Raw genomic sequence first — 22,348 nt, forward strand, 5'->3', positions numbered from 1 at the left:
GGCGGCCACACCGGAGGGTGCATCTCCGGCCAGCACCCCCGCGCTCGACCCCGCCGGGGCCGTCGGAGTCCCCGCACGCCCATCGTCCGGATCGGCCCTGCACCACCCCCGACCCCCGACCCTCGGGCCTACGGCAGCATCGGGTAGCTGCCGGTGTCGGTGGGGGCGTGCTCGGGCAGCCACAGGACGGCGACCGCGCCCTCGGCCGGTATGTACGGGGGCGTACCCGAGGGCCGGATGTTGCGGAAGGTCAGGCGGGCTCCCAGCACCCGGGCCTGGCCGGCGGCGATGGTCAGGCCGAGCCCGTGCCCGTGTCCCGCGCGGTCGATGCTGCCGGTACGGAAGCGGCTCGGCCCGTCGGCGAGCAACTCCTCCGGGAAACCGGGTCCGTGGTCGCGGACCCGGACGACCCGGCCCTCGACGGTGACCTCGATCGGCGGCTTGCCGTGCCGGGCCGCGTTGGCCAGCAGGTTGAACAGCACGCGCTCCAGGCGGCGCGGGTCGGTGGTGACCTCCGACTCGTGCACCACCCGCACCTCGACGGCCGGGTCTCTCGCGGCGACCCGCCGCGAGACGAACTCCCCCAGCATGATGTCCTGCAGTTCCGCCCGCTCCGAGGCGCCGTCGAGGCGGGCCACCTCCAGCACGTCCTCGACGAGGGTGCGCATCGCCTTGGCCCGGTCCAGGACCAGCTCCGTCGGCCGCCCCGGCGGGAGCAGTTCCGCCGCGGTCAGCAGTCCCGTCACCGGGGTGCGCAGTTCGTGCGCGATGTCCGCGGTGACCCGGCGCTCCGCCTCCAACCGCTGCTGGAGCGCGTCGGCCATCGCGTCCACCGCGCTGGCCAGGTCGTAGGTCTCGTCCCGTACGACCCCGCCGATGGCGTCACGCACCCGCACGTCCGTCTCGCCGTTGGCGACCTGGTTGGCGGCGGCGGCCGCCTTGCTCAGCCGGCGTGAGAGCTGTCCGCCGATCAGGACCCCCAGGGCGCTGCCTCCGACGACGACCGCGATGGATCCGATGACCAGGGCCCGGTCGAGGTCGTTGAGGATGTCGGTGCTGCGGTCGGTGATCCCGGTGTGGAGCGACAGCACGTGTCCGTCCTTGACCGGCACGGCCGCCCAGATGTCCGGGCCGCCGCCCCTGCGGTCGGAGACGAAGGTGGCCCGGCGGCCGTCCTCGACCTTCTGGCGCAGCTCCTGCGGCAGCCGCGGGTCGTCGATCTTGATGTTGGGGAAGTTGGGTCGGCCGGACAGTTCGTAGTTGCGCTGGGCGGTCTGCATGCGTTCGTCGGCGAGGTCGCGCGCGTTGTCCAGCATCGACACCCGCGCGGCGTTGTGCACGACCAAACTGAGCACGATCGTCACCAGCGCGCCGACCAGCGCGATGGCCGCGCTGAGCTTCCATCTCAGGCCCGTGCGGATGCCCGCACGCCGTACGCGCGCCGGGACCGGACGCCGGAAGTACCCCCGCATGTCGCCGCCCGCCCCGCTCAGGCCCTGAGCTTGTAGCCGAAGCCGCGGACCGTCTCGATGCGGTCCTGGCCGATCTTGGTGCGCAGCCGCTGCACATGGACGTCGACGACACGGGTGTCCCCGCCCCAGCCGTAGTCCCACACCCGCTCCAGGAGCTTGTCGCGGGAGAGCACGGTCCCCGGCGCCGAGGAGAACTCCAGCAGCAGGCGCATCTCGGTGGGTGTCAGCGCCACCGGCTGCCCGGCGCGGCGCACCTCCATGCCGTCGGTGTCGATCTCCAGGTCTCCGAAGGCCAGCGTCCCGCTCGTGTCGGCGGAGGCCTCCTGCTCCGCGCGGTCGCCGCCACCGGCGTGGCCGAAGCGGCGCAGCACCGCGCGGATGCGGGCGACCAGGACGGCACCGTCGAACGGCTTGGTCACGTAGTCGTCGGCGCCCGCTTCCAGACCGAGGACGACGTCGATGGAGTCGGCACGCGCGGACAGCATGATCACCGGGACGGTGGACTCGTCCCGGATGCGCCGGCACAGGCTGACGCCGTCCAGACCGGGGACCATGACGTCCAGCAGGGCGATGTCGGGGCGGTTCGCCCGGAACGCCTCCAGACCGGACAAGCCGTCGGGCATGGCGGTCACCGCGAAGCCGTCCCGCTCCAGGGCGAGCTGTGTGGCCTCGCGGATGACATCGTCGTCCTCGACGAACAGGACGTGGGTCTGCTCTGCCATCCGATGCTCTCAGTTCTCGTGTCGGTCTCGTGCGGGCCGTGCCTGTGCTCTGCCTCTGCCGTGCCTGTGCGTCTCCGCGCCGGCGCCTGTCCGTGTGCTGCCCTCACTCGTACATCGGATCGAGCGGCCCGTTCGGTTCACACGGACGGGAAAGAAGTCGTCAGCCGCTCTCGGGCGCCGCCGCCCCGCCCGAGCCGACGGCCGTGCTGTACTCCGTGCGATGCAGGTCCCGCTGCACGAAGCGCCCGGCGATCCAGGAGTACGTGATCACGACCTCGCCGGACGGGCTGGAGACCGGGTCGTCCTTCTCGTACACCTGCTTGGTCACCACCAGGTCGCCGCGGTCGATCTCCGCGTAGACCGGGGACTCCTCGGCCGCGAACACGTTCGCGTAGGCGCCGTCCTGCTCGTGGTACACGTAGGATCCGACGCCCACGGCGTCTCCGCAGGTCAGCACATTGACCACGACGTCCTCGGCCGATCCGCCGGTCAGGTCGCCGTACGACACGTCCACCGGGTACTCGTCGCCGACGCAGGGCTGGAGGTCCTGTTTGACCGAGGGCGACACCTGCGGGTCCTCTTTGACGAGCAGCACCGGATCCACCCGCGGCCGGCCGGCCGACGGCTCGGGCGACGGGTCGGGTGACCGCGTGGACGCCGCGCCCACGACCGAGTCGGCGTGTGCGGGGCCCTCGTCCCGTGCACCGGTCCCGCCGGTGGAGCAGGCGGACACCAAAAGGGCGACGGCGGCGAGCGCGGCCACCGCCGCGATCGCCGCCTGGAAGGTCCGGGCCGTGGGCCCCGCGCCGGTCAGGCCGCGCAACGCTCCTGCTCCTCACGCTCCAGCGCGCGTGCGTCCAGATCACGCGCCTGCAGCTCCTCGCGGAGCCGGGCGAGCGCTCGGTGCAGCGTGCTCTTGACCGTTCCGGCCGACATGCCGAGGGCCGCGGCCGTCTCCTCCGTGGACATCTGCTCCCAGTGTCGCAGCACGACCACACTGCGCTGCTTCGGGGCGAGCACCTTCATGACGTCCATCAGCAGGGCGCGGTCGGCGTGCTGCTCGGTGGCGTCGTCGACACAGGCGTCCGGGAGCTGCTCGGTGGGCACTTCCTCCAGCTTGCGTGCCCGCCACCACTCCGTCCGCGTGTTGATCATCACCCGGCGCAGGTAGGCGTCCGCGAGCCGCTTGTCGGCGATGCCGTCCCAGCGGTTGTACGTCCGCACCAGGGCGGTCTGCAGCAGATCCTGGGCGTCGACCGGGTCCGGGACCAGCCGGCGGGCGCTGCGCAGCAGTGCGTCCTGCCGGGTGCGGACGTACTCCTCGAACTCGAGCACCTCTCCCTGCGCCATGACCAACCGCCTCCGATTCCCCGCTTTTTCCCCGTTTCCCGACGAACCTGCCGTCGCCGGGATTCACTGCCTGTGGTCTGTAGCCCTCCCGGTCTCCCGGGTGCGCAATCGAAGCTACGGAGGCGTTGTCACGACGTTGTCCGAGGAAGCGCGCGGCTAGCACTCGGCTGTCCGTCGGTTGTGTAACGGAGGGAGGAAGCGGGCATACGGGCAGGTCGTTCGGTGGTGCTGTGGGGGTGTTGTACCGGTAGGTCAGGTCAGCGGCAGCCGATACAGGCCGCCCGGCAGGGGCTCCACCAGGCCGTCCGCGACGAGACCGTCCAGGGCACGGGCGCGTTGCACCGGTTCGTGCCAGACGCGGTCGAGGTCGGCCTGCGGAACGGGCACGTGCGCCTCGCGCAGCACGGCGAGCAGCTTGCCGCGGACCTGCCGGTCCGTACCGGCGTACGTCTGACCGCGCCGCGGCGGGCCGTCGTGCTCCGGTTTGCCCGCCTGCCGCCACGCGCACTGCGACGCGATCGGGCAGCGGTGGCAGCTCTCGTTCTTCGCCGTGCACACCAGCGCCCCGAGTTCCATCGACGCGGCGGCCCAGCGGGCCGCGGTCCGCTCGTCCTGCGGCAGCAGGGCGCGGGCCAGCCTGCGCTCGGCCGCGGTGGTGGCGTTCGGCGGGAACTGCACGCCGGTGACCGCGCGGGCGAAGACCCGGCGGACGTTGGTGTCCAGCACCGCGTGCCGCTGCCCGTGGGCGAAGGACGCCACCGCCGCAGCGGTGTACTCACCGATGCCGGGCAGCGCGAGGAGCTGGGCGTGGCCGGACGGCACGTCCCCGCCGTGCCGTTCCGTTATGGCCACCGCGGCGCCGTGCAGCCGCAGGGCACGGCGTGGATAGCCGAGCCGGCCCCAGGCGCGCACCGCCTCGCCGGGCGCCTCCCCGGCCAGGTCTGCCGGACGGGGCCAGCGGGCCAGCCACTGTTCGTAGACCGGCAGGACGCGGTTGACCGGGGTCTGCTGGAGCATGAACTCGCTGACCATCACACCCCAGGCGCCCGCTTCCGGGCGCCGCCAGGGCAGATCGCGCGCGTGCTCGTCGAACCAGGCGATGACGGGGGAGTGGAGGGGCTCGCCGAGGACGCCTTCGGAGTCGGAGCCGGCGGGGCCGCTGGTGCTGTGCGGGAGCTTCGTGGGCGCAGTCATGGCGCCTCCGATCCTGCCATGCGGGCACGCGCGCGCGTGCGCACCGACGACAGGGCGGGGTGGCGCGGGGTGCGCCGGGGGCGCGCGATATGCCTCGGCGCGCGGCGGAGCCGGGTTCCTGGCGTGCGGGACCGGCGGGTGCGCGGGGCGTGTGGAGCGCTGAAGGGATGCTGTACGGGCGTGTGGAGCGCTGGAGTGCGGGTTGTGCGGACGTGGAGTGCGCGGGGCGTGTGAAGCGTCGACGGGCGCGTGCACGGGGCGGGTACGCCGGCTGCCGTGGCGCCGGGCAGCCGGTCCGGGCGCTCCAGCCATGGCCAGAGGTGCAAGGGGCGCGATCGCGAAGGCGTGGGGTGGAAGCGGGACGGGCGCCACGCGCGTTCGGTGACGAGCGGTGGCGCCTGGGGGCGGGGCAGGTCCCTGCCGTGTCGCGGCCGGACGCCGCACCGACACCCGGCTGTCATGCGCGGTGCCGGTGCCGACCAGTGGAGTCGGGGTGCCGCCCGTTGTCACCGGGGCCGGGGTTCTGGGGAGGGAGGGGCCGTCGTCCGGTCGCGACCGGCGAGCACCCGCTGCCCCCGTGACACAAATCGACGGTCCGCAGGCACACTTCCGGAATGATGATCCGGAAAAGTTTGTGACGTTGCGCGGCGGGTGAGGCGGGCGCGAGCGACGATCTCTCGTACAGTTTGCGCCGTGGGATCTTTGCGCAATCCGGTCGGGCCGCTTCCCTCCTCCATCTACTGGCGTCGGAGGGCCGTACTGCTGTCCGTGCTGGCGCTGTTGGCGCTGCTGGTCGCCTGGAGCATGATCTCCGGTGGCGGGGGCGGCAGGAACAACGCGGACGGGGCCAACGGCAAGAATCCCGCGCCGTCGATCACGCCCGGGCCGTCCGGTTCCGGACCCGCGATCAGCGAACACCCCGGAGGACGTGACGAGTCGGGCGGCGGGGGCAGCGGCGGATCCGGTTCCGGCGACTCCGGCGGTTCCGGCGACTCGGCCGGGGGCGGATCGGACGACGGCGCCAACGGCAGCGGCAGCGGCGGGGACGGCACGGGTACGACCCTCCCGGCGGGCTCCACCCTTCCCAACTGCACGGCGAGCGCAGTGACGTTGACGCTGAGCAGCGTCCGCAACACGTACAGCCCGGACCAGACGCCGACCTTCCGGATCACCGCCAGGAACTCCTCCGGCAGCGACTGCAAGGTCGATCTCGGTCCGCGCGGAGCGGTGGTGACGGTCACTCAGGCGGGCAGCGCCGACGCCTACTGGTCGTCGGACGACTGCCCGAAGGGCGCGAGCAGCCTGCTGTACCGGGTCCCCGCCAACAGCAGCGTCACCTCCACCGTGAAGTGGGACCGCAGGCCGAGCGCACCCGAGTGCGGGACGCCTCCAGCGGGTTCGGCCAAGCCGGGCACCTACCTGGTGGAGGCGAAGGCGCCGGGGTACGCCAAGGCGCAGACGTCGTTCGTGCTCTCGGCGGACTGACCGGCCCGGTGCCGCGGCGCCCCTGCGCGGCGGTGCCGGGCCGTACGGCCGAGCCCGCCGCGGGCGGCGCGAATGCCCGCCGGGGGCACACCCCGCACCCGCCCCGGGCCCGACTCCGCTGGGCGCCGGCCCAGGGGCGTCGGCCTCCGGGACCTGTCGCGAGAGGGGCGCCCGCCGCCCGACGCGCCCCGCGCGCTCCCCCACTGCCCCAAAGGCATGGGAGGTGCGCCGGCTCTCCCTGCCGTCCGAAGGCCCCAGCCGCCCGGCACGGGGACGTTCGGGCGCCACGCCGAGGGCGCGGACCGGGCACCGCGCGGCCGCCCGTCGGGCGGTGCCGCGCTTTCGCACCGGGCTCTAGACGTACCGTTCCAGGATCGACGACTCCGCCAGCCGGGACAGGCCCTCCCGGACGCTGCGTGCCCGCGCCTCGCCCACGCCGTCCACCGTCTGGAGGTCGTCGACGCTGGCGGCCAGCAACTTCTGCAGGCCGCCGAAGTGCTCGACCAGGCGGTCGATGATGGCGCCGGGCAGACGCGGGACCTTGGCGAGGAGCCGGAAACCGCGCGGGGAGACCGCCGAGTCGAGTGCCTCGGGGGAGCCGGTGTAGCCCAGGGCGCGGGCCACCGTGGGCAGTTCCAGCAGCTCGGCGTGGGTCAGCGCGTCGAGTTCGGCGAGCGCCTCGTCGACGGTGCGGGAACGCTTGGCGGTGGGCTCGGGGACGTAGTCCCGCACGACCAGCTCGCGCTCGGGCTCCACCCCGGCGATGAGCTCGTCCAGCTGGAGGGCGAGCAGGCGGCCGTCGGTGCCCAGCTCCACCACGTACTCGGCGATCTCGGTGGCGATGCGGCGCACCATCTCCAGCCGCTGAGCTACCGCGGAGACGTCCCGGACCGTCACCAGGTCCTCGATCTCCAGAGCGGACAGCGTGCCCGCGACCTCGTCGAGGCGCAGCTTGTAGCGCTCCAGCGTGGCCAGGGCCTGGTTGGCACGGGAGAGGATCGCCGCCGAGTCCTCCAGGACGCGCCGCTGGCCGTCCACGTACAGGGCGATCAGCCGCATGGACTGGGAGACGGAGACCACGGGGAAGCCGACCTGCTTGCTGACCCGGTCCGCCGTGCGGTGCCGGGTGCCGGTCTCCTCGGTGGGGATCGTCGGGTCCGGGAGCAGCTGGACCCCGGCTCGAAGGATCTTCGACAGGTCCGAGGAGAGAACGATGCCGCCGTCCAGCTTGCACAGCTCGCGCAGGCGGGTGGCGGTGAACTCGACGTCCAGTACGAAACCGCCGGTGCACATGGCCTCGACCGTCTTGTCGGAGCCGAGCACGATCAGGCCGCCGGTGTTGCCGCGGAGGACGCGCTCCAGGCCGTCACGCAGGGGGGTGCCGGGTGCCACGGCACTCAGCGAGGCGCGCATCAGGCCATCGGAACCGGCACTCCCACCGGACTTTCCGGGAGCTGCTGCCCGGTCGTTGGCTGCCACTGCACTCCTCCGGTCGCAGGTTCTTGAGGCGCTCCCGTTCCGTGCACTCGGTTCGTACGGACGGGCGAGACCAGGGCAAAGTCTACCGGCGCTCCTCCGCCTCCTGTGGGGCCTCTCGTCGACGCGAGCGCGGAAGGACCCGCAGCGCGTCCCCCACGTCGGCGACTTCCAGTACCTTCATGCCGGCCGGAACCCTGCCGGGATCGCCCGGTACGAGCGCGTGCGTGAAGCCCAGGCGGTGGGCCTCCGCGAGCCGCCGCTGCACGCCCGTGACCCGCCGGACCTCGCCCGCCAGGCCCACTTCGCCGATCGCGACGAGGTTCTTCGGCAGCGGGGTGTCGCTGGCGGCCGACGCGAGCGCGAGGGCGACGGCGAGGTCGGCGGCGGGCTCGGAGAGCTTCACTCCGCCGACCGTCGCGGAGTAGATGTCCCTCTTGCCCAGGCTGCTGATGCGTCCGCGCTGTTCGAGCACGGCCAGCATCATCGACACCCGGGACGTCTCCAGGCCGGAGGTGGTGCGGCGGGGGGAGGGGATCTGCGAGTCGACGGTGAGCGCCTGGACCTCGGCCACCAGTGGGCGGCGGCCCTCCAGGGTCACCGTCAGGCAGGTCCCCGGGACCGGTTCGTCACGTCGCGTCAGGAAGAGCCCGCTCGGGTCCGCAAGTCCCGTGATGCCCTCGTCGTGCAGTTCGAAGCAGCCGACCTCGTCGGTGGCGCCGTAACGGTTCTTGACGCCCCGTACGAGACGCAGCCGCGCGTGTCGGTCGCCCTCGAAGTGCAGGACGACGTCCACCAGGTGCTCCAGCAGCCGCGGACCCGCGATCGCGCCGTCCTTCGTGACGTGGCCCACCAGGAGCGTGGACATGCCGCGTTCCTTGGAGGCGCGGATCAGGGCGCCCGCGACCTCCCGTACCTGGGCCATGCCGCCGGGGGCGCCGTCGATCTCCGGGGAGGCCACCGTCTGCACGGAGTCGAGGACGAGCAGGGAAGGCTTCACCGCGTCCAGGTGGCCCAGCACGGCGGCCAGGTCGGTCTCCGCGGCGAGGTAGAGGTGATCGTCCAGGGCGCCGATGCGGTCGGCGCGCAGCCGCACCTGGCTCGCCGACTCCTCGCCCGTCACGTACAGCGTCCGGTGCTCGTCGCTGGCGGCCTTGGCCGCCACGTCCAGCAGGAGGGTGGACTTGCCGACGCCGGGTTCGCCCGCGAGCAGCACGACGGCGCCGGGGACGAGGCCGCCGCCGAGGACCCGGTCCAGCTCGGCCACGCCGGTGGAGCGGGCCGTGGCCTGACGGCCGTCGACCTGGCCGATGGGGAGGGCGGAACTGGTGACGCGGCCCGGCGCCGTCGTCCGGACCGCCGGCGTGCCGTACTCCTCGACGGTGCCCCAGGCCTGGCACTCGGGGCAGCGGCCGAGCCACTTCGCCGTCTGCCAGCCGCACTCCGTGCAGCGATAGGAGGGGCGGTCCTTGGTGGTCCTGGTGCGGGCAGCCATGGGGAAACCGTAGCGGCCGGCACCGACAGTCCGGGACGGCTGTGCACGGGTGGGCGGGCTCGCCCCGGCGCGCGCCGAGCGGCCTCGCGCCTCCGGTGGCCGCGGTGCTTCCGCCGGGCGCCGCGCTCTTGCCGGTTCCTCCACCTCGTCCGGCTCCCGCGCCCACGCCGATGCGTCCCGCCCCGCCGGTCCGCAGTCCGGCTGGTCCGGGGCCCGGCTGGTCCCCGGCCCGGTCCCGCCGTCTCCGGTGTTCCCGACGCGGCGAGCCCGCCCCGGCAGCGGTGACGAACGCTGCTGCGACCGCCGGGGCACCCTCGTGGGGGCCCGAGTATCGGCCACCCCGGCACGAACGAGCCACGGAAGGGGCCCCTGGTGTCCCCTATTGAGGGATCGTTTCACCCGTACGGGTTAAAACTGCTCAAGGTGGGAGTAGGGGCCTGCTTCCGACGCATACGGTCGCACGGGTGATGAGCAGCAGTCCGGAGACCACGCCCCGAACCACCGGCGCACACCGGGCGCACCGCGAGGCGCGCGACCGCACCGCGGCGCGCACGCTGGCGCAGCGTCCTCCCGCGCGCTACGAGCCGTACCTGGACGGTCTGTTCACCTACTGCCTGTCGGTGCTGTGCGACCACGAGGCGGCGACCACGGCCCTGGGCGACGTCCTCGCGCTCGCCGAGCGGCGTGGCCAGCGCGTCCCGGAGGCGGCCGGGGACCGTCGCGCCTGGCTGTACGCACTGGCCCGCTGGGCGTGCCTGCGCAAGCTGGCCGAGGCACGGCAGAGACACCGGACCGGGCACGCGGCGGGCCGGCACGCCCCCGGCAAGCGCCACGTCGCCGAGGAGAAGGCCGGCGCCGGGAATCGTCACGGCTCCGGGCGACAGCAACCCGCGACCCCGGCAGGCCCCGCCGTCTCGGCGGAGACGCAGCGGCAGCGGCGGCGCGAACTGGCGCTGCTGGCCTGGCCGGAAGCGGCCGGCACCACCCCCGAGCAGCGCGAGGCGCTGGAACTCGCCGTACGCCACCACCTCGCCGCCCACGAGGTCGCCGCGGTCCTCGGCATGGACCTGGCAGGCGCCCGCGAGCTACTGGCCTCCGCCGCCTGCGAGGTGGAGCGCACCCGCGCCGCGCTGGCCGTCGTGGAGACCGGCACGTGTCCCGGCGTCGCCCGCCTCACCGGCAACGGGCAGTTCGTGCTGAGCGGCACCGTGCGGCGCGAGCTCGTCCGGCATGTCGACGACTGCCCGCGCTGCCGCCGGACCGCCGAGCGCGCGATCCCCGGCCACTGGCCCGGCGCCACCGTCACCCCCGCCGCCCTCCCGGTCCTGGAGGCGCCCCGTGCGGCGCTGCACGGGGCGATGGCCCACCACCCGCGCGCGCGGGGCGCCGCCGCACCCCGCTTCGACCGGCGGGGCTTCCCGATGGACCCCAAGGATCGCGCCGCCCGCCGGGACCGGCTCCGCGCGCGTGCCGTCACCACGACCGTCGTCGCCACGGTCGTCGCCGCGCCGGTACTCGCGCTCTGGGCCGCCCACCGGGGAGCCCCGCCCGGAGAGGGCCCCGACGACGGCTCGGCCAGGGCGGGCAGGGAGCACGGCTCCGGCAGCCTCGGCGGCGGGACGGCGGGGGGCGGGTACGAGAACGCCGGCAACGCCAGCACCAGATCCGGTGACCGTTCCACCGACGGCGATCGGCCGGACGTCTCGGTGAACGTCGTCAACGTCACCGGTGTCGGTACGGCGGGCACCGGGCACCTCGACGTCTCGGCCGGCAGCAGCGGCGACACCACGTTCATCATCCTCACCGCCGCCGGGCCGGAGCCGCTGAGCTGGTCGGCGACGACCGGTGCCGGATGGCTCTACCTGAGCCGGTCCTCGGGAACCCTCCAACCCGGCGAATCCCTGACGATCAAGGTCTACGTCGACCCTCTGCGCGAGCCCTCCGGGCACTGGACCGCGCGCGTGGCGATCTCACCCGCCGGTGCCGTGGTCACCATCGACGGCTACGGCACCGCACCCGGTCCCCCCGACTCCGGCGGTGACCCCGCTCCCGGCCCGGATCCCGGTCCCGGCACGCCGGACGACCCGCCGTCCACGTCCGCACCGGCTCCGACGGCCACCTCCGCGCCCTCCGACCCGACGCCCGGCGACCCGGACTCGTCCCCGACCCCGGGCACCGGCCCGGCCCCGGCGGACCCGACCCCTTCCCCCGACCCCACGAGCGCGTCGCCGCAGCCCGGCGACGGTGGTAACGGTGGCGGCGACCCGAGCCCGTCGACGTCGTAGTGGGCCGTTCCCGGTCAGCCCGCCGGACCGGCCGGGCCCGCCGGATCGGTCGCGCCGGCCGGATCCGCAGGATGAGGGGCCAGCAGCGGCAGCCGCGACGCCAGCCGTTCCTCGCACAGCTCGACCAGCCGGTCGTAGCCGGCCTTGCCCATCAGCTCGGTCAGCTCCGCCCGGTACGAGACGTAGACGGGGTCGCCCGCGCCGTGCGCCGATGTCGCCGAGGTGCACCACCAGTGCAGGTCGTGGCCGCCCGGACCCCAGCCCCGGCGGTCGTACTCGCCGATCGACACCTGCAGTACGCGCGTGTCGTCCGGTCGTTCGATCCAGTCGAAAGTGCGGCGGACCGGCAGCTGCCAGCAGACGTCGGGCTTGGTCTCCAGGGGCTCCCGGCCCTCACGCAGGGCCAGGATGTGCAGCGAGCAGCCCGCCCCGCCGGCGAAACCGGGCCGGTTCTGGAAGATGCAGGACCCCTGGTGGGGGCGGGTCTGCCGCTCGCCGTCCTCGTCCTTCGACACCCAGCCGTTCCTCGTGCCCTCGGCATGGTGCTGCCAGATGTCCGGCGTGAGCCTCGCCACATGCTCGGCGACCCGCTTCTCGTCGTCCTCGTCGGAGAAATGGGCGCCCAGCGAGCAGCAGCCGTCGTCCGCGCGGCCCGCCTGGATGCCGTGGCAGCCGCTGCCGAAGATGCAGTTCCAGCGAGAGGTCAGCCATGTCAGATCGCAGCGGAAGACCTGCTCGTCGTCGGCCGGATCAGGGAACTCCACCCATGCGCGGGCGAAGTCCAGCCCCTTCTCGTCGGCCTCCCGGGCCTTCCTCGACTTCCTGGCCGCCTTCGTCTGGAAAGGAACCATGGAGGACGAAGGAACCCCGGAGGGCACGGCCGCCGGGGCCGTCCCGGATGTCCCGGCCGGACCCGCCGATTCGGGCGTCCTGGCCTTCTTGGGCGTCTTGGGCGCTTTTTCGTCCTTCGCCTTTTTCGTCTTTGGCACGCGACCAGGGTATGCCCCCCGTGCTTCGTCCCGGCCCCGCACAGGTGGCTGAGGACAGCGCCGCTGGCAGTAGCGTTCCCTACATGAGACTCGGTGTCCTCGACGTGGGATCGAACACGGTGCATCTGCTGGTGGTGGATGCGCACCCAGGCGCGCGCCCGCTGCCCGCGCACTCGCACAAGGCGGAGTTGCGCCTTGCCCAACTCCTCGACGAGGGCGGTGCGATCGACTCGGAGGGGGTCGACAGACTCGTCGGCGTCGTCAAGGACGCACTTCAGGCCGCGGAGGACAAGGGCGTCGAGGACCTGCTGCCGTTCGCCACCTCCGCCGTGCGCGAGGCCGGCAACGCCGACGACGTCCTCGCGCGCGTGCAGGCCGAGACCGGGGTCGAGCTGCAGGTCCTCACCGGCGAGGAGGAGGCCCGTCTCACCTTCCTCGCCGCGCGCCGCTGGTTCGGCTGGTCGGCCGGGAAGCTGCTGGTCCTCGACATCGGCGGGGGCTCCCTGGAGATCGCCTACGGTATCGACGAGGAGCCCGACGCGGCCGTCTCCCTGCCGCTCGGCGCCGGGCGTCTCACCGCGGCCTGGCTGCCCGGCGACCCGCCCGAACCCGAGGCCGTACGGTCCCTGCGCCGCCACGTCCGCGCGCAGATCGCCCGCACGGTCGGCGAGTTCAGCCGCTTCGGCGCCCCCGACCACGTGGTCGCCACCTCCAAGACCTTCAAGCAGCTCGCCCGCATCGCCGGTGCCGCCCGCTCCGCCGACGGCCTGTACGTGCAGCGCGAACTGAAGCGGGAGTCCCTGGAGGCCTGGGTCCCCAGGCTGGCCGCCATGACGGCCGACCAGCGGGGCGATCTGCCCGGCGTCTCCGAGGGCCGGGCCGGCCAGCTCCTGGCCGGCGCCCTGGTGGCCGAGGGCGCGATGGACCTGTTCGGTGTGGAGAACCTGGAGATCTGCCCGTGGGCCCTGCGCGAGGGCGTGATCCTGCGGCGCCTGGACCACATGGGATCGGCGTAGGGCTTCCGGGCGAGCCGGTGGATCTTCCGGCCGACGCCGTCCGGGCGACCGGGCGGCTGCGCACCCGGACGTCCGGGTGACCGGCCGGCGGGCCCGCGCGGGGACGCCCGCAGTCGTCGCGTGGGTGCCCGCCATCGTGGCCCGGAGCCGCCCTACGGATGCCGGGGGCCGCCGCCCGGCACCGGGACCACGGCCCCCGGCATCCGTGTATGGCGCTCACCACAACGGCCAACAGACGCCCGGACCCATCCGTACCGCACCCCGTAACCTGTCCCCCATGGCAGAGCCAGTCGTGCGTATCCCGGATGCGAAGGTCGCCCTGTCGACGGCCTCCGTCTACCCGGAGTCGACGGCGACGGCCTTCGAGATCGCCGCACGCCTCGGCTACGACGGCGTCGAGATCATGGTGTGGACCGACCCGGTCAGCCAGGACATCGAGGCGCTGCGCCGGCTCAGCGACTACCACCGCATCCCGATTCTCGCGGTCCACGCCCCCTGCCTGCTCATCACGCAGCGGGTGTGGTCCACCGACCCCTGGACCAAGCTCCGGCGCGCCCGCTCGGCGGCCGAGAAGCTGGGGGCGACCACGGTCGTCGTCCACCCGCCGTTCCGCTGGCAGCGGCAGTACGCGCGCGACTTCGTCGCCGGGATCTGGCGGATGGCGGACGAGACGGATGTGCGGTTCGCCGTCGAGAACATGTACCCCTGGCGCTACCGCGATCGTGAGATGCTCGCCTACGCCCCCGACTGGGACGTGACGAAGGACGACTACCGCCACTTCACGATCGATCTCAGCCACACGGCCACGGCCCGTACGGACGCGATCCACATGATCGACCGCATGGGCGACCGGCTCGGCCATGTCCACCTCGCCGACGGCCGGGGCTCGGCCAAGGACGAGCACCTCGTGCCCGGCCGCGGCACCCAGCCCTGCGCCGAGGTGCTGGAGCGCCTCGCGCTGACCGGCTTCGACGGCCACGTGGTGATCGAGGTCAACACACGGAGGGCGATGTCCAGCGCGGAGCGCGAGGCCGACCTGGCCGAGGCACTGGCGTACACGCGCCTGCACCTGGCCTCCGCGGTGAAGGTGCCGCGGCGATGAGCGGCATCGGCGCCCGCCGGCGTGGTCGCCCCCCGCGTACGGAGTCGGCGGACACCCGCGATCGTATTCTGGCCGCCGCCCGTGCGGAGTTCTCCGAACGGGGCTACGAGAAGACGTCCGTGCGGGGGATCGCGAAGGCAGCCGGCGTCGACTCGGCCCTGGTGCACCACTACTTCGGCACCAAGGAGCAGGTGTTCGAGGCCGCCGTGGAAGTGGCCTTCGCGCCCGCCCTCAAGATCCGTGACTCCGTTCTCGACGGTCCGCTCGACGCGGTCGGCGAGCGCATGACCCGCACCATCGTCGGCCTCTGGGAGAACCCGGTGACGCGGACGCCGCTCCTGGCGATCGTCCGCTCGGCCGTCGACAACGAGACCGCCGCCGCCGTCTTCCGCCGCCTGGTCTCCGCCCAGCTGCTGCGCCGTATCGCGGGGGAGCTCGACGCCCCGGACGCGGAGCTGCGCGCCGAACTGGCGGCGGCACAGCTCGTGGGTCTCGCCATGCTCCGGTACGTGATCAAGGTGGAGCCGCTGGCGTCGGCGGACGCCGAGCACGTCATCGCACGGGTGGCCCCGGTGGTCCAGGGCCACCTGACGGGCCGGACGGGCGCGACGGGCCCCTGAAGGGGCGGCCCGCCCCTGCGGGGGATCCCAGGGTGGCCGTCGGGGCCCCGCCCCCTGGGGGCGCCGAGGGGTGCACGGGGTGTTCCGGGCGTCCCCGGTGCCCCGGGCAAGCCGCCGGACCTGGGGAGGCACGAGACGTTCGTCCCGAATTCCGGACACCGCGTCCCGCCCACTGGATGACCGGCGTACGCTCGGTAGCAGCCAGAACTCTCTGATCGTCAGCGGCCGGGACCTCCCGGCCGTCCCTGACGCAGACTCTCGAGGAGCGAGCGACGATGCCCGAGCTGAGGTCCCGCACAGTCACCCACGGCCGCAACATGGCGGGCGCCCGTGCCCTGATGCGCGCCTCCGGTGTACCCGGTGCGGACATCGGCCGGAAGCCGGTCATCGCGGTCGCCAACAGCTTCACCGAGTTCGTCCCCGGCCACACCCACCTCCAGCCGGTCGGCCGCATCGTCAGCGAGGCGATCAGGGAGGCCGGCGGCATCCCGCGCGAGTTCAACACGATCGCCGTCGACGACGGCATCGCGATGGGCCACGGCGGCATGCTCTACAGCCTGCCGTCCCGGGACCTGATCGCGGACTCGGTCGAGTACATGGTCGAGGCGCACTGCGCCGACGCCCTCGTCTGCATCTCCAACTGCGACAAGATCACCCCCGGCATGCTGAACGCCGCTCTGCGGCTCAACATCCCGGCGGTGTTCGTCTCCGGCGGCCCGATGGAGTCCGGCCGCGCGACCCTCGTCGACGGCACGGTCCGCACGCTCGACCTGGTCGACGCGATCTCCGACGCCGTGAACGACAAGATCTCCGACGAGGACATCCTCCGTATCGAGGAGAACGCCTGCCCGACCTGCGGTTCCTGCTCCGGCATGTTCACCGCCAACTCGATGAACTGCCTGACCGAGGCGATCGGCCTCTCCCTGCCCGGCAACGGCTCGGTCCTCGCCACCCACACCGCGCGCAGGCAGCTGTACGTCGACGCGGCCCGCACGGTGATGGACCTGACCCGCCGCTACTACGAGCAGGACGACGACAGCGTGCTGCCCCGCTCCGTCGCCACCTTCCCGGCGTTCGAGAACGCGATGGCGCTGGACATCGCCATGGGCGGCTCCACCAACACGATCCTGCACCTGCTGGCCGCCGCCCAGGAGGCGGGCGTCCCGTTCGGCCTGGACGAGATCGACCAGGTCTCCCGGCGGGTGCCCTGCCTGGCCAAGGTGGCGCCGAACGTCGGCAGGAACCGCACCTACTACATGGAGGACGTGCACCGGGCCGGCGGTATCCCCGCCCTGCTCGGCGAGCTGCACCGGGCCGGCCTGCTCAACGAGGACGTCCACGCGGTCCACAGCCCCTCCCTGGCCGACTGGCTGAAGACCTGGGACGTCCGGGGCGGCTCCCCGTCCCCGGAGGCCCTGGAGCTCTGGCACGCGGCCCCCGGCTGTGTGCGTTCCGCCGACGCCTTCTCGCAGTCCGAGCGGTGGGAGTCGCTGGACCAGGACGCGGAGAGCGGCTGCATCCGCAGCGCCGAGCACGCCTACTCCAGGGACGGTGGCCTGGCGGTGCTCAAGGGCAACCTGGCGGCCGACGGCTGCGTGGTGAAGACCGCCGGCGTCGACGAGTCGATCTGGACGTTCGAGGGCCCCGCGGTCGTCTGCGAGTCGCAGGAGGAGGCCGTCGAGAAGATCCTGGCGCAGCAGGTCGCGGAGGGCGACGTGGTGGTCATCCGCTACGAGGGCCCGAAGGGCGGCCCGGGCATGCAGGAGATGCTCTACCCGACCTCGTACCTCAAGGGCCGCGGCCTGGGCAAGGCGTGCGCCCTCATCACCGACGGCCGCTTCTCCGGCGGCACCTCGGGCCTGTCCATCGGCCATGCCTCCCCCGAGGCGGCGTCCGGTGGCACGATCGCCCTCGTCGAGGACGGCGATCGCATCCGGATCGACATCCCCGCCCGCTCCATCGAGCTTCTCGTCGACGACGCGGAACTGACGCGCCGCGAACAGGCACTGAACGGCGCGTACGTCCCCAAGCACCGTGAACGCAAGGTCTCGGCCGCGCTGCGGGCCTACGCCGCCATGGCCACGAGCGCCGACAAGGGTGCCGTCCGGGACGTGTCCAAGCTGGGCTGAGCCGCCGCCCGTCCCGCGTGCGGGGCGGCCTCCACCGCTGCCGGTCCCGCATACGGGCCGGTCGTGGCGCCGTTCCGCCCCGCGCGCCCGCGCGGTCTCTCCCGCGGGACCCCACTCTCGCGGCGCCCGCGCGGCGCGTGGGGCCGCCCATCGGCCGGAGGCCGAGCCGGGGTGCCGGGGCTCAGATCCTCCCTCCTCGGGTTCCCGTCCGCGGTTCGACACCGCCGCCGGGTCGCCATGCCGCCGGTCACCACTCCGCCGGGTTCCGTCCGTCGACGGCGAAGACGGTCCCGTCGGGGGCGGGGGCGAAGACGTGCGAGCCGACGATCAACGGTTCGGGCAGGGCGGCCGGCACCCGCTCCGCGTCCGCTCCGAGGCGTGCCCGGGTCTGCCCGACGAGCTCGCCCGACCGGGCGGCGAAGGCCAGCAGCCGGCCGTCGGCGGCCGAGACCAGGACGAGGTTGCCGTCGGAGACCGGAGCGGACCCCCGGCCGAGGGAGGTCTCCACATGCCACCGCCGCTTGCTGCCGTCCATGTCGACGGCCTCCAGGGAGCCGCCGGCGGCCAGCAGATAGACCGTGTCGCCGTGCACGGTGGCGTGCGCGCTCTGATGCCGGACCGGCAGCGGCACGGTCCGGGTCGCCCCGGACGCGGGTGTGTAGCGGACCACCGCCTGCGTGTCCGCGTACACCGCGTCGACCGACAGGAAGAACACGGACCCGTGCGCACTGCCGACGATCCGGAGCGTGCCGTCCAACCGGGCCTTCCACCGCACGTCTCCCGTGGCCGGGTCGACCGCGGTCACCTCGGTGCTCGACCCGTCGGCCGAGGGAGTCGTCAGATAGGCGGAGGAATCACCGGGGAACGACGAGAACGACGCCGGGACGGCCTCCGGGAACGGCCGCTGCCACTTCGTCTCGCCGGTCGCCGCGTCCACACCCCGGACCGCTCCGTCCGTCCCGGTCAGCAGCAGCATGCCCGCGACCTGCCCGATCCCGCTGTACGCGGGCACGTCCCACTCCCTGCGCACTCCGCCCGAGGCCGGGTCCAGCGCCTCCAGCCGGCTGCCGTGGTCGGTCAGCGGCTGGACGAGCCCGCCCGCCACGACCGGTGCGGTGCTCCAGTAGGTCGTTCCGGAACGGTGCCGCCACAGCACCCGCCCGTCGGACGGGTCGAGGCCGAGCACGTGACCGGGGGTGACGCAGAGCAGGGCGCCCGCACCGTACGAGCACCGGGGCATGCCCCCGCCCTCGGCGAGCGACGGGGACGTCCACGACGTGACCTCCGCCGAGGCCGCGTGGGTCGCCCTCGCACGGGGCGGCTCGGCGCGCCCCGGCGCCAGCGACCGGACGGAGCCGAACACGCCGCCGGCCACGAGGAGGAGGGCACCCGCGGTGAGCAGCACCCTGCGCCGGGCACGAGCCGCGGCGGGCCGCGCCGGCCCCGGCACCTCGGGGCCCGACCCGGACGGCGACCCGGAAGGCGGCTCGGCTGGCGGCTCGGACGGCTGCTCGCCACCGGTCCGTTGCTCCGGTATGAACGCCTGGGTGTCGTACGAGGCCGCCACCGACCGCAGGTCCCGCATCAGCTCGTCCGGAGTCGGGCGGTCCTCGGGGGCCTTCGCCAGACAGCGCAGGATCAGCGGAGCGAGGTTTTCGGGCACGCCGGTCAGGTCCGGTTCGTCGTGGACGACCTGGTAGGCCACGATGTAGGGGCTGTCCGAGTCGAACGGCCCGCGCCCGGTCGCCGCGTGCACCAACACCGATCCGAGCGCGAAGACGTCCGCGGCCGGTCCGACCTCCCGGGGCCGGCGGAACTGCTCGGGCGCCATGAACGGCGGGGTACCGATCAACTTACCGGTCTCGGTGCGCAGTTCGCTGTCCGCTGGCCGAGAAATGCCGAAGTCGATGACTTTCGGCCCGTCCTCGGCCAGCAGCACGTTGCTCGGTTTGAGGTCCCGGTGCACGACCCCGACGCGGTGGATGTCACGCAGCGCCTCCGCGAGTCCGGCCATCAGCCGGCGCAACCGATCGGGCGTCATCGGGCCGTTCCGCTTCACCTGTTCGGAGAGCGTCGGACCCGGAATGAACAGTGTGGCCATCCAGGGCCGCCCGGTCTCCGGGTCGGCGTCCACGACCGGCGCGGTGAACGCGCCGCTCACCCTCCGCGCGGCGGCCACCTCCTGCCGGAAACGGCCCCTGAACTCGGGATCCCTCGCGAACTCGGCGTGCACGACCTTCACCGCGAGCTTCATGCCCGAGGTGCTCCTGGCCAGGTGTACGACGCCCATGCCGCCCGAGCCGAGACATGACTCAAGACGGTAGTGACCGGCGTACTCGGGAAGTTCCGCTTCCGCGCCCGCTCCGATGTTCCGCTGTGGCGCCATGGGACCACCCCCCGTGCTGTTCGCCCCCGCGCGCAACGCTCGGAGCCTAGTCGATGAGTCGTACGGGACCGAGGCGGCTTGCTAGTGTCCGTGTGCGAGTCACGGACAGGTGTTTCATGGCGAGATTCAGGGGTATCAACCTGGCCCCATGGCAGCCATGGGGTCCGACGGGGGGAGTCACTCATGTCTGTCGAGCGTGTCGAACGGTCCGGAACCGACGCCGCCGGGGCGACCATGGCGACGGCGTCCCTGCGCTACTACTCGATCGCTCCGGGAGTCCGGCTCAACGTGCGCAGTGGCCCCGGCACCGGCTACAGCATCGTCCGCGTGCTGCCCGCGGGCAGCAGGGTCCCCCTCTTCTGTCAGACCCGGGGCACGACGGTGACCGGCTTCTACGGCACGACGAACATCTGGGACTGCATCGGCGACAGCGAGTTCGTCTCGGACGCGTACGTCTACACCGGCAGCGACGGCTATGCGGCCCCACGCTGTTCCTGACCCACCGCATCCGACCCGCCGCACGGCCCGTCCGGGCACGGTGGGCGACGCCTGCGGCGGACCCCGAACCGGTGCCCACCGGAAGGGCTCGCCCGTCCGTCCCAAGGGCCCGTGGCGGCCCACCGGTGGAGCCCGCCCGCCGCGGCGCCATAATCGTTCTGTGAGCAGCGACGACAACGGCACCCCGGACACACCCGCGGGCTCCGGCCCCGGCGGGGCCGCCCCGAGCGGGCCCCGGCCCGAACCCCTGCGGTTCTTCGGCACCACCTGGGTCGACCACGGCGATGGCTACACGGCCCGCCGGATCGGCGTGGCCGTCGGCTCGCTCGCCCTGGCCGCCGCCTCCTGCGTGGTGTTCAGCCTCGCCTACGACGGCATCCGGATCGCCGACACCGGCGGCTTCGTCAACGTGCTGGTCGTCGCCATGTTCGCGATCTGCAGCGTGCTCGCCTTCCGGCACACCTGGGACGGCTTCGCCCGGCGCCCGGACGCCGAACGGCACGCCAACCTGCGCGGCCTGCTGGCCATCGGCTTCGTAGGGTCGCTGCTCGCCTACTTCTTCCGCGCCTTGACCGAGGCACCCGGCGAGAGACTGCACCGCCAGGAGTACGAGGCGGCCGTCGAGCAGTACGGCAGGCGTACGGCCCGCCGCACGGGGAACCCCTCGAAGAAGCGCCGCGAGCGCTAGCGGCAGGCGCCCCCCGTTCTTGCCGAAAAGCGGCTGCCCCCTGCGAAAACGCCCGGCCATCATGGCCGTATGACGCTTGCGCCGCCTTCTCACACCGCACGCGCACACTCCTTCAACACCGCCGCGGCCCAGTACGCCGCCAACCGCCCCTCCTATCCGCCCGCCCTCCTCGACACGATCGAGGACCTGGCCGGCCGGCCCCTCGCCGGGGCGAGGGTCGCGGACGTCGGCGCCGGTACCGGCATCTCGACGGCCCTGCTGCGGGACCGGGGTGCCCGGGTCGTCGCCGTGGAGCCGGGCGCGGGCATGGCCGTGCAGTTCCGCCGGGTCCTGCCCGGCGTCCCCGTCGTCCGGGGGGACGGAACCGCCCTGCCCCTCGCCACCGCCTGCGCCGACCTCCTCACCTACGCCCAGTCCTGGCACTGGGTCGACCCGGCGCGTGCCGTTCCGGAGGCGGTGCGCGTGCTGCGTCCCGGTGGGGCGCTCGCACTGTGGTGGAACACCAGCGCCCTCGACGTGCCGTGGATCGACGAGCAGCAGCAGCGGATCCGCCGCCACTTCGGCGTCGACGCCGCCGGCTGGAAGAAGACCGGGAGCGACACCCGCGTGGCCGACCCCTCCGGCCGCCTCGACTTCTCGCACCGCCGGGTCCGCTGGAGCCGCCGCGTCACCGTCGACACGCACCTGGCCAACATCGGCAGCCACTCCGTCTTCCTCGTCCACGGCGGGGAGCGCAGCCGTCCCTTCCTCGCCGAGGAGCGCGCCCATGTCCTCGACGTCTTCCCCGGCGGCGTCGTCGAGGAGGTCTACGACGTGGAACTGCTGATCGCCACGATCCCCTGACCCCGTCCCGCCCACCCCGGGCCCCCACCGGCGCCGCAGGCCCGGCGCCCCCGGGCACCCACCCGTCGGTCCAGCCAACCCGCGCGCCTCCCCGCACGCCCCCTTTCGGCTCCCGTCCGGCTCCCGTCCGGCTGCCGTCTCGCGGACACCCAGCCGACGGCCCGCCCCGCCTGCTCCGGGTGCTGTTGTTCCCCGCAGCGTCCGGGATCTTTCGGCGCCCCGCCCGCTGCCGCGTGACCCTGCCCCGTGTGGCACCGCACGCCCTCCGCGGGGTCCGCCCGGCCCTGCCGGTTCCCGATGGCCACGCCGGTCTTCTCCCGGCGTGCAAGGCCCTGGCCCCCGGAGCGACCCCGCCAGGGCACCGGCCTCTGCGAGGCCCGGCGCACGCCTACCCCGCTCCCGCGCCCGTGTGTCCTCCCGCGCTCCTCCCCGCGCTTCCTCCCGCACCTCTGCCACCGCCCAGCTCTTCCGCACCCCCGCCGCGTACCTCGGTGGCGGCACGCCCGCTGACGGCGGACCGCACGCAGCCCGGTGGCCGTGGCACCCGCGACTTCCGCACCACCGTGCGAGCCGCGTCCTCGGAGCGCCGCGCCCGCCT

The 22,348-nt window shown here is 73.5% G+C and carries 18 protein-coding genes; 9 read left to right on the forward strand and 9 right to left on the reverse strand.

The genetic code is table 11. The features are described 5' to 3' along the window. Window positions 1–128 precede the first annotated feature (128 nt). From cseC to I3F54_RS18510, 5 genes are all read right to left on the reverse strand, one after another. Window positions 129–1,472 carry a two-component system sensor histidine kinase CseC gene (gene cseC, locus I3F54_RS18490; RefSeq protein WP_240119918.1) on the reverse strand — a complete coding sequence of 448 codons (1,344 nt, stop codon included), beginning with the start codon at window positions 1,470–1,472 and terminating at the stop codon, window positions 129–131. A 17-nt stretch (window positions 1,473–1,489) separates the two neighbouring features. Then, window positions 1,490–2,194: a two-component system response regulator CseB gene (gene cseB / locus I3F54_RS18495; protein ID WP_240119919.1), complete on the reverse strand. Its 705-nt coding sequence runs from the start codon at window positions 2,192–2,194 to the stop codon at window positions 1,490–1,492. A 160-nt stretch (window positions 2,195–2,354) separates the two neighbouring features. Next, window positions 2,355–3,017 carry a hypothetical protein gene (locus I3F54_RS18500; protein WP_240119920.1) on the reverse strand — a complete coding sequence of 221 codons (663 nt, stop codon included), beginning with the start codon at window positions 3,015–3,017 and terminating at the stop codon, window positions 2,355–2,357. Further along, window positions 3,005–3,544 carry a SigE family RNA polymerase sigma factor gene (locus I3F54_RS18505; RefSeq protein WP_240119921.1) on the reverse strand — a complete coding sequence of 180 codons (540 nt, stop codon included), beginning with the start codon at window positions 3,542–3,544 and terminating at the stop codon, window positions 3,005–3,007. The genes I3F54_RS18500 and I3F54_RS18505 overlap by 13 nt, the downstream gene beginning before the upstream one ends. A gap of 252 nt (window positions 3,545–3,796) precedes the next feature. After that, window positions 3,797–4,738: an A/G-specific adenine glycosylase gene (locus tag I3F54_RS18510; protein WP_240119922.1), complete on the reverse strand. Its 942-nt coding sequence runs from the start codon at window positions 4,736–4,738 to the stop codon at window positions 3,797–3,799. Window positions 4,739–5,431: 693 nt separating this feature from the next. Between I3F54_RS18510 and I3F54_RS18515 the strand changes: the two genes are divergently transcribed. Next, window positions 5,432–6,223, forward strand: a complete 792-nt coding sequence (locus tag I3F54_RS18515; RefSeq protein ID WP_240119923.1) for a hypothetical protein — start codon at window positions 5,432–5,434, stop codon at window positions 6,221–6,223. A gap of 354 nt (window positions 6,224–6,577) precedes the next feature. Here the strand turns inward: I3F54_RS18515 and disA are convergent, their stop codons facing one another. After that, window positions 6,578–7,702: a DNA integrity scanning diadenylate cyclase DisA gene (gene disA, locus I3F54_RS18520; protein WP_205386242.1), complete on the reverse strand. Its 1,125-nt coding sequence runs from the start codon at window positions 7,700–7,702 to the stop codon at window positions 6,578–6,580. A gap of 82 nt (window positions 7,703–7,784) precedes the next feature. Continuing rightward, the gene (gene radA, locus I3F54_RS18525; RefSeq protein ID WP_240119924.1) at window positions 7,785–9,194 is read right to left on the reverse strand and encodes a DNA repair protein RadA; all 1,410 of its coding nucleotides are present in this window, start codon (window positions 9,192–9,194) and stop codon (window positions 7,785–7,787) included. 464 nt (window positions 9,195–9,658) lie between these two features. On the opposite strand from radA, the gene I3F54_RS18530 reads away from it, so the two are divergent. Then, window positions 9,659–11,479 carry a hypothetical protein gene (locus tag I3F54_RS18530; RefSeq protein ID WP_240119925.1) on the forward strand — a complete coding sequence of 607 codons (1,821 nt, stop codon included), beginning with the start codon at window positions 9,659–9,661 and terminating at the stop codon, window positions 11,477–11,479. A gap of 14 nt (window positions 11,480–11,493) precedes the next feature. Here the strand turns inward: I3F54_RS18530 and I3F54_RS18535 are convergent, their stop codons facing one another. Continuing rightward, window positions 11,494–12,330, reverse strand: coding sequence for a hypothetical protein (locus I3F54_RS18535; protein ID WP_240119948.1), 837 nt, complete (start codon window positions 12,328–12,330; stop codon window positions 11,494–11,496). A 221-nt stretch (window positions 12,331–12,551) separates the two neighbouring features. On the opposite strand from I3F54_RS18535, the gene I3F54_RS18540 reads away from it, so the two are divergent. The 4 genes from I3F54_RS18540 (at window position 12,552) to ilvD (ending at window position 17,335) form a co-directional block, all read left to right on the forward strand. Continuing rightward, complete coding sequence (locus I3F54_RS18540; protein ID WP_240119926.1) at window positions 12,552–13,484, forward strand: Ppx/GppA phosphatase family protein; 933 nt, start codon at window positions 12,552–12,554, stop codon at window positions 13,482–13,484. A 277-nt stretch (window positions 13,485–13,761) separates the two neighbouring features. Then, window positions 13,762–14,586, forward strand: a complete 825-nt coding sequence (locus I3F54_RS18545; protein ID WP_240119927.1) for a sugar phosphate isomerase/epimerase — start codon at window positions 13,762–13,764, stop codon at window positions 14,584–14,586. Beyond that, window positions 14,583–15,206 (forward strand): TetR/AcrR family transcriptional regulator, encoded by a 624-nt coding sequence (locus I3F54_RS18550; protein WP_240119928.1) that lies wholly within the window; start codon window positions 14,583–14,585, stop codon window positions 15,204–15,206. Before I3F54_RS18545 ends, I3F54_RS18550 begins: the two co-directional genes overlap by 4 nt. Before the next feature lie 275 nt (window positions 15,207–15,481). Next, on the forward strand, window positions 15,482–17,335 hold the full coding sequence (gene ilvD, locus I3F54_RS18555) for a dihydroxy-acid dehydratase (RefSeq protein ID WP_240119929.1): 1,854 nt from the start codon (window positions 15,482–15,484) through the stop codon (window positions 17,333–17,335). Between the two features lie 247 nt (window positions 17,336–17,582). Here the strand turns inward: ilvD and I3F54_RS18560 are convergent, their stop codons facing one another. Beyond that, window positions 17,583–19,721: a serine/threonine-protein kinase gene (locus I3F54_RS18560; protein WP_240119930.1), complete on the reverse strand. Its 2,139-nt coding sequence runs from the start codon at window positions 19,719–19,721 to the stop codon at window positions 17,583–17,585. 183 nt (window positions 19,722–19,904) lie between these two features. Between I3F54_RS18560 and I3F54_RS18565 the strand changes: the two genes are divergently transcribed. From I3F54_RS18565 to I3F54_RS18575, 3 genes are all read left to right on the forward strand, one after another. Beyond that, window positions 19,905–20,219 (forward strand): SH3 domain-containing protein, encoded by a 315-nt coding sequence (locus I3F54_RS18565; protein WP_240119931.1) that lies wholly within the window; start codon window positions 19,905–19,907, stop codon window positions 20,217–20,219. Window positions 20,220–20,379: 160 nt separating this feature from the next. Next, complete coding sequence (locus I3F54_RS18570) at window positions 20,380–20,907, forward strand: EamA/RhaT family transporter (protein WP_240119932.1); 528 nt, start codon at window positions 20,380–20,382, stop codon at window positions 20,905–20,907. Between the two features lie 69 nt (window positions 20,908–20,976). Continuing rightward, entirely contained in the window at window positions 20,977–21,750 is a 774-nt protein-coding gene (locus tag I3F54_RS18575; protein WP_240119933.1) for a class I SAM-dependent methyltransferase, read from the forward strand. Window positions 21,751–22,348 lie beyond the last annotated feature (598 nt).

It is taken from the genome of Streptomyces sp. MUM 2J (assembly GCF_022414535.1).
GTDB lineage: Bacteria > Actinomycetota > Actinomycetes > Streptomycetales > Streptomycetaceae > Streptomyces.